15 protein-coding genes are annotated in these 14,749 nt (G+C 73.3%); 12 read left to right on the forward strand and 3 right to left on the reverse strand.

Annotation, left to right across the window (positions count from 1 at the left end; translation table 11 throughout):
- The first annotated feature begins 31 nt into the window (after positions 1-31).
- The 11 genes from HUT06_RS08200 (at position 32) to HUT06_RS08250 (ending at position 11,461) form a co-directional block, all read left to right on the forward strand.
- On the forward strand, positions 32-862 hold the full coding sequence (locus HUT06_RS08200; protein WP_176195158.1) for an SGNH/GDSL hydrolase family protein: 831 nt from the start codon (positions 32-34) through the stop codon (positions 860-862).
- 129 nt (positions 863-991) lie between these two features.
- Positions 992-1,462 (forward strand): nuclear transport factor 2 family protein, encoded by a 471-nt coding sequence (locus HUT06_RS08205; protein WP_176195159.1) that lies wholly within the window; start codon positions 992-994, stop codon positions 1,460-1,462.
- Between the two features lie 90 nt (positions 1,463-1,552).
- Positions 1,553-3,391, forward strand: a complete 1,839-nt coding sequence (locus tag HUT06_RS08210; RefSeq protein ID WP_176195160.1) for an acyl-CoA dehydrogenase family protein — start codon at positions 1,553-1,555, stop codon at positions 3,389-3,391.
- A gap of 150 nt (positions 3,392-3,541) precedes the next feature.
- Complete coding sequence (locus tag HUT06_RS08215) at positions 3,542-5,236, forward strand: fatty acyl-AMP ligase (RefSeq protein WP_217711253.1); 1,695 nt, start codon at positions 3,542-3,544, stop codon at positions 5,234-5,236.
- A gap of 153 nt (positions 5,237-5,389) precedes the next feature.
- Positions 5,390-5,971: a PadR family transcriptional regulator gene (locus HUT06_RS08220; protein WP_176195162.1), complete on the forward strand. Its 582-nt coding sequence runs from the start codon at positions 5,390-5,392 to the stop codon at positions 5,969-5,971.
- 111 nt (positions 5,972-6,082) lie between these two features.
- Positions 6,083-6,619 carry an ATP-binding protein gene (locus tag HUT06_RS08225; protein ID WP_176195163.1) on the forward strand — a complete coding sequence of 179 codons (537 nt, stop codon included), beginning with the start codon at positions 6,083-6,085 and terminating at the stop codon, positions 6,617-6,619.
- A gap of 42 nt (positions 6,620-6,661) precedes the next feature.
- Positions 6,662-7,048 (forward strand): hypothetical protein, encoded by a 387-nt coding sequence (locus HUT06_RS08230; protein ID WP_176195164.1) that lies wholly within the window; start codon positions 6,662-6,664, stop codon positions 7,046-7,048.
- Positions 7,049-7,180: 132 nt separating this feature from the next.
- Complete coding sequence (locus HUT06_RS08235) at positions 7,181-9,976, forward strand: sensor histidine kinase (RefSeq protein WP_176195165.1); 2,796 nt, start codon at positions 7,181-7,183, stop codon at positions 9,974-9,976.
- Positions 9,973-10,392, forward strand: a complete 420-nt coding sequence (locus HUT06_RS08240; RefSeq protein WP_176195166.1) for a roadblock/LC7 domain-containing protein — start codon at positions 9,973-9,975, stop codon at positions 10,390-10,392. The genes HUT06_RS08235 and HUT06_RS08240 overlap by 4 nt, the downstream gene beginning before the upstream one ends.
- Before the next feature lie 6 nt (positions 10,393-10,398).
- Entirely contained in the window at positions 10,399-10,845 is a 447-nt protein-coding gene (locus tag HUT06_RS08245) for a DUF742 domain-containing protein (RefSeq protein ID WP_176195167.1), read from the forward strand.
- Positions 10,826-11,461 carry an ATP/GTP-binding protein gene (locus HUT06_RS08250; protein WP_176195168.1) on the forward strand — a complete coding sequence of 212 codons (636 nt, stop codon included), beginning with the start codon at positions 10,826-10,828 and terminating at the stop codon, positions 11,459-11,461. The genes HUT06_RS08245 and HUT06_RS08250 overlap by 20 nt, the downstream gene beginning before the upstream one ends.
- An 8-nt stretch (positions 11,462-11,469) precedes the next feature.
- Here the strand turns inward: HUT06_RS08250 and HUT06_RS08255 are convergent, their stop codons facing one another.
- The gene (locus HUT06_RS08255) at positions 11,470-11,955 is read right to left on the reverse strand and encodes a helix-turn-helix domain-containing protein (RefSeq protein ID WP_217711254.1); all 486 of its coding nucleotides are present in this window, start codon (positions 11,953-11,955) and stop codon (positions 11,470-11,472) included.
- A gap of 65 nt (positions 11,956-12,020) precedes the next feature.
- Between HUT06_RS08255 and HUT06_RS08260 the strand changes: the two genes are divergently transcribed.
- On the forward strand, positions 12,021-13,445 hold the full coding sequence (locus HUT06_RS08260; protein ID WP_176195169.1) for an MFS transporter: 1,425 nt from the start codon (positions 12,021-12,023) through the stop codon (positions 13,443-13,445).
- Between the two features lie 321 nt (positions 13,446-13,766).
- Here HUT06_RS08260 and HUT06_RS08265 read toward each other — a convergent pair whose 3' ends face one another.
- Positions 13,767-14,198, reverse strand: coding sequence for a hypothetical protein (locus tag HUT06_RS08265; RefSeq protein ID WP_176195170.1), 432 nt, complete (start codon positions 14,196-14,198; stop codon positions 13,767-13,769).
- Entirely contained in the window at positions 14,195-14,734 is a 540-nt protein-coding gene (locus HUT06_RS08270; protein WP_176195171.1) for a DUF2231 domain-containing protein, read from the reverse strand. The genes HUT06_RS08265 and HUT06_RS08270 overlap by 4 nt, the downstream gene beginning before the upstream one ends.
- Positions 14,735-14,749 lie beyond the last annotated feature (15 nt).

The following is a 14,749-nucleotide window of genomic DNA, read 5'->3' on the forward strand; positions in this document are numbered from 1 at the left end:
CGGGGGCCGATTCCAGCAGTGTGGGAAACAGATGAACAGACCATTCGCGCTCGCGCGCGTCCCCCAGTCGATGATGCTGATTCCGCTGGCTCCCGTGCTGGCCTTCCAGGCGTGGCGGACGGTGCGCAGGACACCGCGGCTCGACCCCGCCGGCGGGGACGAGCACGGTTTCGTGCAGGGCGCGAACCCCGGCGCGGGACGGCCCGCGTTCCGCGTGGTCGTGATCGGGGAGTCCACCGCGGTCGGCGTCGGCGCGTCCCGGCACACCGAGGCGCTGCCGGGCTACCTGGCCGAGGCGCTGCGCGAGCGGCTGCGGCGCAGCGTCGCGTGGTCGGTCACCGGTGAGAACGGCGCCACCGCCCGGCGGATCACCAGCGGGCTCGTCCCGGCGGCCGCCGGCGCGCTCAACGGCGCCGCCGGCCGGACCGCCGACCGGACGGTCAATGGCACGCCGAAGGGCACGGCCGGCGGGTGCGCGGCGGATCTCGTCGTCGTCACCGTGGGGATCAACGACCTGATCCGGCGGCGGCCGCTGCGCCGCTGGGCGGCCGACGTCAGCGAACTGGTCGGCGTCCTGCGCGGCCGGTACGCGGGCGCGACCGTGCTGGTGGCGGGCATGCCGCCGGTGCACCGGTTCCCCGCGATCCCGCAGCCGCTGCGGTACGTGCTCGGCGCCCGCGCGCGGACCATGGACCGGATCATGCGGGAGGCGGCCCGGGCGGGCGGGGCGGTCCACGCTCCCATGGACGAGGCGATGGCGCGCGACCGCGGGCTGTTCGCCTCCGACGGCTTCCACCCGTCGCCCGCCGGCTACCGGGCCTGGGCGCACGACCTCGCGCACGCCGTCGCCGCGCCCAACTGAAACGACGCCGGACCGACACACGACGCCGGACCGACACGACGCCGGACCGACACGACGCCGGACCGACACGACGCCGGACCGACACGACGCCGGCCTGAGACGGCACGGCGAGCGAAGGGAGCAGTTCGGATGACGGCTGCCGGAACGTTCCGAACGGCGGTGGAGGCCAAGGACCTCGCCGCCGTCACCCGCGCCCTGGACCCGGGCATCGAGTTCCGCAGCCCGGTGATGGTGAAGCCCTATCTGGGCCGCGCCACCGTCAGCGCGCTGATCGCGGTGCTGTTCGAGGTCTTCGAGGACTTCCGCTACCTCGACGACCTGGTCAGCCGCGTCCCGGACGGGCCCGGTCCGCCCGCGCAGGCGCTGATCTTCGACGCCCGGGTGCTGGGCAAGCAGGTGCAGGGGCTCGACTGGCTCAGGTTCGGCGACACCGGTCTCGTCACCGGCCTGACGGTCATGGTGCGCCCGCTGCCCGCGGCGATGACGCTCGCCCGGGTGGTGGGGAAGCGGATGGAGGAGGCCGCGGGGGGAGCCGCGGCGAACGCCGCAGGGGTGGGCGGCGCGCACGGCTCGGGGGACACGCACGGCACGGCGCCCTAGGGCGCGCCGCTCAGCGGGCGCGGCCGACGGCGCGGCCGGACGGCACGGCCGCTGGGAGCCGACCGAGGATCAAAGGGAGTGGAAGGAACGATGGACAGTAAGGTCCCCGCACACCCCGTGAGCCCCGCACTCGCGGTTCCGGCGCTCGCGGACCCCGCCCCCGCGCGGCGGGCGTCCGGGAGCCCCGCGCCCCCGGGTCCGGCGCCCGCCGGGCTGGCCCCGGCGCACGGCATCGCCGCCGACCTCGACGGCTACCTCGGCGATCCGATGGACGACGAGGCCGGCCCGTTCTCCTACAAGGCGATCGTGGAGGCCGAGGAGCGCGACGAGCTGCCGCCGGGCGCGGTGGACGCCGTCCGGGCCTGGGGCTTCCCGGCGTACCTGGTGCCGGCCCCGCTCGGCGGGCGGCTGTCGACCCTGGAGGAGCTGTTCTTCGTGACCCGCGGCATCTCCCGCCGCAGCGTCACGATGGCGGTGATGTACGGGTCGGGGCTGCTCGCGGTGAACCCCGTCTGGCTGTGGGGCAGCTCCTGGCAGCGCAAGGCGGTCGCGGACGGGGTGCTGCGCGGCGACCTGGCCTGCTTCGGCGTCTCGGAGGCCGACCACGGCAGCGATGTGATGGCGTCGGAGTCGGAGGCCGAGATCCAGGGCGACGAGCTGGTGCTGACGGGCGTGAAGTGGCCGGTCGGCAACGCGACCCGCGGCCGGTTCGTGACGACCTACGCCAGGACCGGGCCGCGCGACTTCTCCCTCATCCTGGTCGACAAGCGGGAGCTGGACCCGGCCGTGTGGTCGACGCTGCCGCCCGTCCGGACGGTCGGGCTGCGCGGCCACGACCTGTCCGGCGTCGCGTTCTCCGGGGCGCGGGTCCCGGCCGACCGGGTGATCGGGCGGCGCGGGTCCGGGCTCGTCCAGACGTTGAAGACGCTGCAGATCACCCGGACGGCGATCGCGGCGCTGTCGGTCGGCACGATGGACGCGGTCGTGCGGATCGGCATGGAGTACGCCCGGCAGCGCACCCTCTACGGCTCGGACATCTACAAGATCCCCGTCATCCGGGACCATCTGCTGAAGGCCCATCTGGACCTGCTGATCGCCGAGTGCGTCGCGATCCCGGTGGCGCGCTGCCTGACGGTGGCGCCGGGGCGGCTGAGCCTGTGGTCGTCGATCGTGAAGTACTTCGTCCCCGTGGTGGGGGAGGAGGTCGTGGCTAGCATCGGCACCGTCCTCGCCGCGCGCGGCTACCTGCGCGAGGGCGTCGCGCACGGGGTGTTCCAGAAGCTCCAGCGCGACCACGCGATCGCGAGCATCTTCGAGGGGACCACGCACGTGAACCTCGCGAACGTCGCCGCGCAGCTCCCGTACCTGATCGAGCCGCCGGAGGAGACGGGCCGCGAGGACGAGCTGCTCGCCGACCTGTTCTGCTGGACGCGCACCCCGCCCGCCTGGGAGCCGGACGGGCGGCTGCTCCAGCTCACCAACGAGGGGCGCGACGAGGTCGGGCAGCGGTTCGAGCAGCTCGCCGAGGAGGTCCTGGCGGCGGCGAACGCGCACGCGGCGCCCGGCGTCGCGGCGGAGCTGAAGGACCTCACCTCCAGCATCGGCGGGCTGCGCGCCAAGGTGGACGAGGGCATCCGCGCGAGCGAGGGCGACATCTCCTCGGTCGCCGCGCTCGCCCGCGCCAAGCGGTACTGCGAGCTGCACGCGATGGCCTCCTGCATGCTGACGTGGCTGCACAACAGGCACGCGTTCGGCGGGGCGTTCGCCGACGGCCAGTGGCTCGTCCTGTGCCTGCAGCGGCTGTTGCAGCGCGCGCAGCCCGACGCCGTCCTGTCGGAGGAGTTCCTGCCGTCGCTGGAGGACGCGATGTTCCGCGGCTTCGACGAACGGCGCTGGTTCTCCCTGCTCTCTCTCGCCGAGGACGAGTGATCGGCCGTGTACACCGACTTCGTGTCGCTGGTCCGGGACAACATCCGGACCCACGGTGACGACCGCTCGTTCACCTTCATCAGCGAGGCGCCTTCTTCCGGGGGGCGACCCCCCGTACCCCCCGGGGCAGGACGCACCTATAAAGAGAGCGTGCTCGGGTTCGCCGAGCTGGACCGCAAGGCGCGCGCGCTGGCCCGCCGCCTGGAGGCGCGAGGGTTACGCGACAGGGCCGTCCTGCTGCTGTATCCGGAGGGCCTTGAGTTCATCTCGGCATTCCTGGGCTGCCTGTACGCGCGCGTCATCGCCGTCCCGGCGCCGCTGCCCGACCTGGACGCGGGACGGTTCGGGCGCACGCGCCGCATCATCGAGGACGCCGACATCGCGCTGATCCTCACCGACACCGCCCACCGGGGCACGCTCGACGCGTGGCTGCGGGCGGCCGGCCTGCGCAGCCGCCTGCACTGCCTCGACACCCAGGCGGGCAAGGACGTCGATCCGGGCGACTGGTCGCCGCCGGAGTTCGGCCCCGACACCCTCGCGTTCCTGCAGTACACGTCCGGCTCGACCAGCGACCCGAAGGGGGTGATGGTCAGCCACGGCAACCTGCTGTGCAACGGCGAGGAGATCAAGCGCCGGATCGAGGGCTCGCCCGACACGATCGGCGTCGGGTGGGTGCCGCACTACCACGACATGGGGCTGGTCGGTCAGTTCCTCCAGCCGCTCTACCTCGCCTGCCGGTACGTGTTCACCTCGCCGATCACGTTCATCAAGCGCCCGGTGCTGTGGCTGGAGCTGATCACCCGGTACCGGGGGACGATCACCGTGGCGCCCAACTTCGGGTACGAGCTGGCCCTGCGCCGCGTCACCGACCGGCAGCTGGACGGGCTGGACCTGTCGTCGCTGACGGTGGTGAAGAACGGCGCCGAGCCGGTGCGGGCGGCCACCCTGGAGGCCCTCACCGAGCGGTTCGGCCCGGTCGGGTTCCGGCCCGAGATGTGGATGCCCTGCTACGGGATGGCGGAGACGACGCTGCTCGTCACCGGCGCGCCGATCGGCGTGGGCCCGGTGATCCGCGACTTCGACGCCGACGCCCTCACCAAGGACGAGGCCGTCCCCCGCACCGGGCCGGGGCCCGCCCGGCGGCTGGTGAGCAGCGGCCGCCCCGTCACGCTGGACGTGCGGATCGTCGACCCCGACACCCGCGCCGAGCGCCCGGACGGGCGCGTCGGCGAGATCTGGGTGCGGGGCGGCAGCGTCGCGCGCGGCTACTGGGGCGGCGCGGAGGAGAGCGCCGCGACTTTCCAGGCGGAAACGATCTCCGGGAACGGTCCCTATCTGCGTACCGGTGATCTCGGATTCCGGTTCGGCGGCGAACTGTTCGTCACCGGAAGGATCAAGGACCTGATCATCGTCAACGGCCGCAATATCCATGCCCACGACATCGAGGAGGCGGCGCGGGCGGCCCATCCGGCCGCATTGGTCGGCGCCGCGTTCGCGCTCGACGGCGCGCTCGACGGCACCCTCGCCGAGGGGTCGGACAGCGGCCCCGGCGGCGGGCTGGACGCCGGCAGGGAGCACGTCGTCCTCGTCCAGGAGATCAGCACGCGGGCGGCCGCGGGCACGCCCCTGGACGAGCTGGCGTCGCTCCTCAAGGCCCGTGTGGCACGGGCTTTCGAGCTGCCCGCGGTGAGCGTCGTGCTCGCCGCGCGCGGCACCGTGCGCCGCACGACGAGCGGCAAGATGCAGCGCCGGCTGACCCGCGACGCGTTCCTCGCCGGGGAGATCACCGCACTCGCGGACGACCTCGAACCGGGCGTCGCCGAACTCCGGCGGGCACCCGCATGACCGCCGCCCGCACGACCGTCATGACCCTCATGACCTGCAATTCCGAAGATCCAGAAATTCTCCGCAACCAATCCTAGTCAAAAGCATGACTAATCATGTCTTTGTCTGATAACGTCGGTCGCAACCCTGAGTCAAGGCGGGGAGAGAAGGCCGATGGCGCTACGTCACGCGGTGCTGGCGGCGCTGCTCGATGGCGAGTACAGCGGCTACCAGCTGGCCAAGATCTTCGATTTGTCGGTCTCCAACTTCTGGCATGCCGTACCGCAGCAGCTCTACTCGGAGCTGTCGAGGTTGGAGACGGAGGGCCTGATCCGCGGACGGCAGATCATCCAGCACGACCGTCCCAACAAGCGGGTGTACACGGTCACGCAGGCCGGCGTCGGCGAGCTCGAGCGGTTCGCCGAGACCCCCGCGAAACCCGGGATCATCCGCGAGAACCTGCTCGTGATGGTCCAGGCCGTGGACCACATCTCCGCCGCGTCCGTCATCGCGCAGCTCGAGGACAGGGCGGTCGCGGCCGCCGCCAAGGTCGAGGTCTTCGAGCGCACCCTCAAGCACCTGCGCGGCGACATGGACGAGGAGGCGTTCCTGCGCACCGGGTCGCCGCTCGGTCCGTACCTCACCTGCCTGCGGGGCCGCCGCTTCGAGCAGGAGAACTACGAGTGGTTCACCAGTACCGCCCGGCTGCTGCGCACCCGGGTGGGCACCCAGGCCGAGGAGGGCGAGCCGTCATGACGGCCTCCTCGAACACGGCGCCGCCGGCGCCGACCCCTCACGCCCTCACCAGCCCCGCACCCCGGCCGGGCTGGACCCGGGCGACACGCCTTAGTCAAGGAGGCGTTCACCATGTCGGGCGAACACCACACCATCGAACTCCCTAGCAGCCCACTCCCCAACACCGCTCTTCCCGGCGACGCACTCGCCACCGGCACGGCCACGGCGACCCCGCCGCACGGCCTGCCCACGATCGACGAACCGCCCCCGCTGCTGCTGGGCGAGCTGAGGCTGCCCGCCGAGCGGGAGTCCGTGCCGCGGGCGCGGCGGTTCAGCCGGTCCGTCACGGCCGCGTCCGGCATCGCGCACATCCGCGACGACGCCGAGGTCCTGGTCTCCGAGCTGGTCACCAACGCCGTCCGGCACGCGACGGGTTCCGCGCTGCGGCTGCGGCTGCTGCGCGCCGGCACCCGGCTCCGCGTCGAGGTGCACGACCAGGGCGGCGGCGTCCCCCGGCCGCGGCAGGTCGACCTCATGGAGGAGACGGGACGGGGCTGGTTCCTCGTCGCGGTCATGGCCGACCGGCACGGCACCGAGCACACCACGGCCGGGAAGTCGGTGTGGTGCGAAGTGCGCGCCTGGCCGCGGGACGAGTACCCCGGGCACTGAGCACTCCTTTCGCAGACCCCCGGTTCGGCGAATGGAAGTGCCATGCCCGAATACGCGCCCGCTGACCGCCGTCCCCCGCGCTACCACCGGTCGGACGGGAGCCCGGCCACCGCAGAGGAGGCCCAGCGGCTGCTGCTGGACGTGCGGGGGCGCCTGCTCGCGCAGGACGTCATCCGCGTCGGCGCCGCCGTCGTGGTCGTCTCGACCTGGTTCACCGTGGTCGACCTCGGCATCGCCGCCAACGGCCGGCCGCTGCTGTGGCAGACGCTCGTGTCCGACCACGCGATGCACGCCGACATCGGGCAGTACACGTCCCGGGAGCAGGCGGCGCGCGGCCACGCGGAGGCCGTCGCCATGATCTCCGGCCGGCTGCGCGGGCTGGTCGCCCGCGCGGCCATGGACGAGGTACGCCCCGAAGCGAGGACCTGACCCCGCAGGACCCGACCCCGCAGGACCCGACCCCGCACCGACGCGAGCACGACGACCCTGCTCTCCGTCCCCGCATCCCCCACGACACGGGCCGGCGCACCCGGCCCGTCCCCGGCATGAGGTTGTGATCAGATGGCCTCGAAGACACCCCGCGACGACGTCCCCGGCGGCCGGCCCCGGCGCCGGCGTCCGATCCGCCTGCGGATCACGGCGCTGCTGCTGGTGCCGCTGGTGTCGCTCATCACCCTGTGGGCGTTCGCCGCGAACATCACGCTCGGCGACGCCTTCGACAAGTACGACTTCTCGACGACGTACGAGAAGATGGGCATGCCCGGCCTCGTGCTGGTGAACCAGCTCCAGGCGGAACGCTCCCTCAGCGTCGTCGCGCTCGTGTCCCGCGACGCCGGGGCCAGGCAGAAGCTCGGCGCGCAGCGCGCCCGGGTCGGCGCGGTCGAGAAGTCCTTCCGCGGGACGGCGCTGTCGGCCGACGCGCAGGACGCGGCGCGGCCCGAGACGAAGAAGCGCCTCGCCGAGGCGATCAAGGCGCTGGACACGCTGCCGCGGCTGCGCGACAAGGTCGACTCCGGCAAGGCCGCGCCGCTCGACGTCATCAACTCCTACAGCACGATGCTCGACCAGGTCATCAAGGTCTTCGACGGCCTGGTGACGGTCAACGACGTCGCGATCCTCACCCAGGGCCGCGCGCTGATCGGCATCGGCAACGCCCGCGCCTACATGCTGCGCCAGGACTCGCTCGTCACCGCCGCGATGGCGCGCAACGGCCGGCTCACCGCGGCCGAGCACACCGCGTTCGTCCAGTGGGCGGCGGAGGGCCGGCGCGAGTTCGAGGCCGGCCTCGCCGACCTCAACGAGCAGATCCGCGGGCCGCTGAGCGCGCTCGCCGCGTCCGAGCAGTTCCAGCGGTACCGGGCCGCCGAGGCCGCGATCGTGGACGCGCGCGGCGACCGGCTGCCGCCCGAGGCGGCCGACTGGCAGGCCACCACCCAGCTGCTGTCGCAGGCGTGGGGCCAGCGCGTCCAGCAGGCGAGCCTCGCGCTGAACGAGCTGGCCAAGCCGATCGGCGAGCGGATCGTCATGCGGCTCGTCCTGGCCGGCGGGTTCGGGCTGCTCGCGGTCATCGCCTCGATCGTGCTGTCGCTGCTGGCGGCCCGCAGCCTGTCCCGCGAGCTGCGCGGGCTGCAGCGCGCCGCGCTGGACCTCGCCGAGGACCGGCTGCCCGGCGTCGTCGCCCGGCTCCGGCGCGGCGAGGAGGTCGACGTGGACGCCGAGGCGCCGCCGCTCGTCATCGGCAAGACCAAGGAGGTCGCGCGGGTCGGCGACGCGTTCACGAAGGTGCAGCACACCGCGATCGACACCGCCGTCCGCGAGTCGTACCTGCGGCAGGGCATCAGCCGCGTGTTCCTCAACGTCGCCTGGCGCAGCCAGTCGCTGCTGCACCGCCAGCTCCGGATGCTGGACGAGATGGAGCGCGGCGCGTCCGACCCGAAGGCCCTGGAGGACCTGTTCCGGCTCGACCACCTCACCACCCGCATGCGCCGGCACGCCGAGGGCCTGGTCATCCTGTCCGGGACGTCCCCGGGCCGGGGCTGGAGCCGGCCGGTGCACGTCGAGGACGTGCTCCGCGCCGCCGTCGCCGAGGTCGAGGACTACACCCGGGTCGAGGTCGTGGTCGTGACCGGGCGGGCCGCGCTGATCGGCGAGGCCGTCGCCGACATCATCCACCTGCTCGCCGAGCTGATCGAGAACGCCACCGTGTTCTCGCCGGCGCCGACCGAGGTGCTGGTGCGCGGCGAGATGGGCGCCAACGGGTTCGCCGTCGACGTCATCGACCGCGGCATCGGCCTCGACCAGTCCGAACTGGACGCGCTGAACCTGCGGCTGTCGCGGCCGCCGGAGTTCGACCTGGCCGTCACCGACCGGCTCGGGCTGTTCGTCGTCGCCCGGCTCGCCGGACGGCACGGCATCAGGGTCGCGCTCCAGCCGTCGCTGTACGGGGGCGTCAGCGCGGTCGTGCTGATCCCGCGCGAGCTGATCGTGGACGTCGACCAGCCGGAGGACGAGGAGGGGGCCGCCGCGTCCGACGGCGACGTCCCGGTCGCCGGGGGCGCCGGGCGCAACGGGCACGCGCCGCTGAACGGGTCGACGCGGCAGTGGCCCACGCCGCCGCCCTCGTCGTCGTCCACGGCGATGCTGAACGCGCCGGTGTACGACGCGCCGCCCGTCCAGGACGCGCCGTCCTCCCGTGACACGGCGCCGCAGTTCGACCCGACGCCCGTCTACGACCCGGCGCCCACCTACGAGGAGGCGCCCGCTTACGAGGCGCCGGCCTACGACCCCGCGCCGGGCTACGAGAGCACGGCGCCCGATACCCCGGCGTCCCTGGAGGGCGGGCCGGAGTCCGGCGCGACGGTGGGGTTCAACGCCTACGACGGAACCGAGACCCCGACGTCGTACGGCACCCCACCGTCGTACGGGGCGCGGCCCGGGCCGCCGCCCGCGTTCGATGCGACGCGCCCGTTCCAGGCCGCGGGCCCGCGCGTCCCCGCCTACGGCCACGACCCCTACGCCGGCGCCGGCCGCTACGAGGCCCCCGCGTCGTTCGGGGAGACCCAGTCGTTCGGGGAGGCGCCGTCGTCCGGGGAGACGCAGTCGTTCGGAGAAGTGCGGGCGGGCGGCGGGCGCGCTCCGCTGCCGCGCCGCGTGCGGGGCGGCAACCTGGCGCCGCAGCTGCGCGACCAGGACGGCTTCGACGAGCCGCCCGCCGTGCCGCCCGAGGACGCGATCGCGGCCTGGGAGGAGCGCTCGGCGGAGGCGTCGCGGGACCTGTTCGCCTCCCTGCAGGCCGGCTGGCTGCGGGGCAGGGACGAGGACGAAGGACCGGCCGACGGCATGGAGGGAAGATCATGACCCAGCAGGGAGTCGCCGCCGAGCTCAACTTCCTCCTCGACGACCTCGTCGACCGGGTTCCGCAGATCCGCAAGGTCGTGGTGCTGTCGCGGGACGGGCTGGTGATGGGCAAGTCGCGCGGCGTCGGCCGCGAGGACGGCGAGTACCTCGCGGCGCTCGCCGCCGGGTTCCACAGCCTCGCGATCGGCGCGAAGCCGCAGCTGGAGTCCGGCGAGATCCGGCAGACGCTCATCGAGATGGACCAGGGCCTGTTCTTCGTGGTGCCCGCCGGGACCAACAGCTGCCTGGCGCTGCTCAGTGAGGTCGGCGCGAACGCGGGCCTCGTCGCCTACGAGATGACGATGCTGGTCAAGCGCGTCGGGCGGCAGCTGTCCACCGGACTCAGGCAGGGCGCCGCCGGCCCCGGACCCAGGTGACCCGCCATGGACCCCAGCGACGTGCCCGGAGCTCCCCGGGGTCCCGGGCGGGAATGGGGCCGGGAGCGGTGGCTCGACGCCGCCGCCGGGCCCATCGTCCGCCCCTACGCGGTGACGCGCGGCCGGACCCGGCCGACCGGCGAGCCGCTCGACATCGTGGCGATCCTCGTCGCGACCGGGCGGCGGCCGGCCGATCCGGGCCGGCTGTCGCGCCAGCAGCGCCGGCTGCTGGCGCTGTGCCGCCGCCCGCACGCCCTCGCCGACCTCGCCTCGGACCTGAGCCTGCCGCTCGGCGTGATCCGGGTGCTGGCCGGCGACCTGATCGACTCGGGCCTCGTGGACGTCCAGCGGTGGTCCACGCCGTCCTCGCCGACCGGGCAGCCGGCGGCGGTCCCCCCGCACACCGACCAGAACCTGCTCAGGATGGTGCTCGATGAACTCCGTGCACTCTGATTCACCGCCCCCCGCCGCCGCCGAGCCCGCCGACGACCGGGAGGACGGCCCGCGCGTGGCGCTGAAGATCCTCGTCGCCGGCGGGTTCGGCGTCGGGAAGACGACGCTGGTGGGCGCGGTCAGCGAGATCCGGCCGCTGCGCACCGAGGCGGCGCTGACCGACGCGGGCGTCGGCGTCGACGACCTCGACGGCGTCGCCGCCAAGACCACCACGACGGTGGCGATGGACTTCGGCCGCATCACGCTGCGCGACGGCGTCGCGATCTACCTGTTCGGGACGCCGGGCCAGGAGCGGTTCTGGTTCATGTGGAACGAGCTGTCGCGGGGCGCGCTCGGCGCGGTCGTGCTCGCCGACACGCGGCGGCTGATGGCGAGCTTCGCCTCGATCGACTACTTCGAGCGGAAGGGGACGCCGTTCGTCGTCGCGGTGAACTGCTTCGACGACGCCGACCGGTACGACCCGGCGGAGATCCAGACGGCCCTGGACATCGACCCGCACGTGCCCGTCCTGCTGTGCGACGCGCGCCGGACGGTGTCGGCGAAGCAGGTGCTGGTGTCGCTGGTCGAGCACGCGCTGCGGCTCGCCGGCGGGGCGAGCCCCCGCCGGGCCGGCTGACCCGCCGCTTACTCCTCCTCGGTGGCCGGCGGGCCCATGATGATCTCGTCCACCCCGACGTCGTGGCCGTCCGCGCATCGGACCTGCGCCGAGACGCGCTCGCCGCAGCGGGCGTGGGTCAGCATGACCTGGCGCCCCTCCTCGTGGGGCAGGTAGGTCTCGCCCCACTCCATGAGGCTGACGAGGGTGGGCGCGAGGTCCAGGCCCATCTTCGTCAGGTGGTACTCGTAGCGCGTGCGCTGGCCGGGCTCCTGGTACGGCTCCCGGGTGAGCAGCCCCGCCTTGACGAGGTGGCGCAGGCGGGCGGTGACGGCGGACTCGGTCATGCCGAGGTTGCGCACGAAGTCGCCGAAACGATTGGTCCCGAAGAACGCCTCGCTGAGCACCAGCACCGCCGACGGCGGGCCGAGCGCGGCGAGGGTCCGGGCGACCGGGCAGTTCTGCATCGACCACGCGTCGCGGTCGGCGAAGTGCCCCTCAAGTGCGATTGTCACCCCTCCACTATAAACCTGCTGACTTCGCTTGACCAAAGTCAGGTCGGGCGCTAGCGTCCCTGACTATGGTGGAACAAAGTCAGGTACGCACCGGTCCCGTCCTCGCGGTGCTCTCCGTCGCCTCCTTCATGGCGGGCCTCGACCTGTTCATCGTCAACGTGGCCTTCGACGACATCGGCCGCGACTTCGCCGGCACCCCGATGGCCGACCTGTCCTGGGTGCTCAACGGGTACGCGATCGTGTTCGCCGCACTGCTCGTCCCGCTCGGCCGGCTCGCCGACCGGTACGGGCGCAAGGCCGGGCTCATCCTCGGCCTGACCGTCTTCACCGTCGCCTCCCAGGCATGCGCCGCCGCGCCCGACCTGTGGTGGCTCGTCGGCTTCCGCGTACTCCAGGCCGCCGGCGCCGCCGCGCTCATCCCCACCAGCCTCGGCCTGCTGCTGTCGGCCTTCCCCGCGGCCCGGCGCGGCGGCGCCGTGCGGATCTGGTCCGCCGCCTCCGCGCTCGCCGCGGCGGCCGGCCCCGCGGTCGGCGGCGTCCTGGTGGACGTCTCCTGGCGCTGGGTGTTCGAGGTCAACGTCCCCATCGGGATCGCCGCGGTGCTGCTCGCGGCGCGGCTCGTCCCCGACTCCCGCGAGGGCGCCACCGCCCGCGTCCCCGACCTGTCCGGCACCGCGGTGCTGACCGCCGCGATCGCGCTGCTCGCGCTCGGCCTGGTGAAGATCAACGACTGGCCCGCCGAGCACACCGTCCTCGTGGTGGGCGCCGCGCTGCTCGGCCTCGCCTGGTTCTGGCTGCGCTCGCTGCGGCACCCCGCCCCGGTCATCGAGCCCGCGCTGCTCGCCGTCCGCACCTTCTTCTGGTCGAACGCGACCGTCCTGCTGTTCACCGTCGCGTTCGCCGCCAACCTCCTGCTCGGCGTGCTGTGGATGCAGCAGGTCTGGCACTACTCGCCCATCAGGACCGGGCTCGCCGTCGCACCCGGCCCGCTGATGGTGCCCGTCATGGCGCTCGTCGCCGGCCGGCTGGCCGCCGCCCGCGTCCCCGTCGGCCTGATCACCGCCGTCGGGTGCATGCTGTGCGCGTTCGGCGTCGTCATGATCGCGATGAGCCTCGGCCCGGCACCGGCCTACGCCACGCAGCTGCTGCCGGGCTGGCTCATCGGCGGGACGGGCGTCGGCCTCGCCCTCCCCACCATCCTGTCGGCCGCCGCCGTCGAACTGCCGCCGCACCGCTACGCCACCGGCAGCGCCGTGGTGAACATGAGCCGGCAGATCGGCACCGTCCTCGGCGTCAGCCTCGCCGTCGCCGCCCTCGGCACCCCCCGCGGCTGGCCCGACGCCCACGCCGCCTACACCAACGCCTGGCTGATGGTCGGCGGGTTCATGGTGATCGCAGCGATCGCCGCCCTTGGCATGACCCCGCGCCGCCTCCAGCCCTCCCCGACAACCGTCCCCGAGCCAGAGAAGGAAGTGGTCGCCGGCACCTGACCCCGCCTTGCGGAGAACCGCAGAACCCGGGCATCGTGCGAAGCCTTGACCCGGACCGAAAGGCCCGGTTCGCCCGACCGCCCGACCCACAGCAGGCACCTCAATCCGGATGAGGTGCCTGCTGTATTTATTGTTCTGCCCTTGGCGGTCGGGCCTTGGGGGCCCTCCCTTCGGCGGGCAGAACGTGCGATTGCCGCATCGCTTCGGCTCGCCTTGCGGCTCGCTGCGCGATCAGGTTCTTGCTTCGCTCGAACCTGCCTTCGGTCGCAATCGCGACGGTCCCGGTCCGCGCGGGGCTGGTGTGGTGGCTGGGGTTGTCGGTCAGGACTGAAGAGCGGCTAGGACGACCAGAACTAGGGTCGCCACTGCGAAGAGGCCGTGGCCCAGGACCACCGGGACGGGGAAGCTGCGCTCGGGCGGGGTGGCGGCGGCCTGGGCGGAGCCGGGGGCGCCGGCGGGGCGGACGGACGGGGCGCGGGTCACCGAGAGCCAGCGGAAGAACATCACGAAGCCGAGCAGGGCCACCGGGAGCAGGAGGCCGAAGGCCGTCCAGGCGAGGGCGGCGGCGTCGGCGAACAGGTAGATGATCCAGACCACCAGGCCGGCGGCGGCGAGCAGGAAGTGGCCGAAGATCACCGGGACGGGGAGGCGGGACGTACCGCCGCGGACGCCGCCGCGGGCGATCCAGGTGCCCAGCATGTGGAAGCCGCCCAGGGCGGTGATCAGCCAGGTGACGAGTGCGGCGATGGTCATGTGTTCTCTCCTCGGTCGGCGGTGGGACGGGATGTGCGGGCGAAGCCCTCGGACTGGGTCTGCTCGTCGGCGACGCGGACGCCGTAGCGGTAGGCGAGCCTGCCGCCCAGGAAGCCGGACACGGCCAGGGCCGCCAGCGACACGGCGGACAGGGCGATCGGGCCGGGTGTGACGGGTCCGGTGACGTCCCCGTAGCGCCAGCCGAAGCCGCCCGCGTAGGCGGCCGTGACGGCGAGGTTGAGGGACATGTGGACCAGCGCGGTGCGGAAGGCGCGCGTCCCCGGCGGGACGGCGAGCAGGTCGAGGAACCCGGTCGCGGCGGCGGCGAGCGCCCCCGCGATGCCCAGCCCGATGAGCCACAGCGAGCCCTGGGCCAGGAAGTCCGGGTCGTCGACCAGGTGCGAGGCGGCGTCGAACACCAGGCTGCCCACCCACGCCCCGATCGGCACGGTCACGAGGACCGGGTGCAGGGGGTGGCCGTAGCCGCCGGCGAGCGCGCTCACCGGGTGTTTCGACTGCCGCTGCGGATCGTCCATGACGACCTCCTATTT

The sequence above is a fragment of the Actinomadura sp. NAK00032 genome (assembly GCF_013364275.1).
In the GTDB taxonomy this organism is placed as follows: domain Bacteria; phylum Actinomycetota; class Actinomycetes; order Streptosporangiales; family Streptosporangiaceae; genus Spirillospora.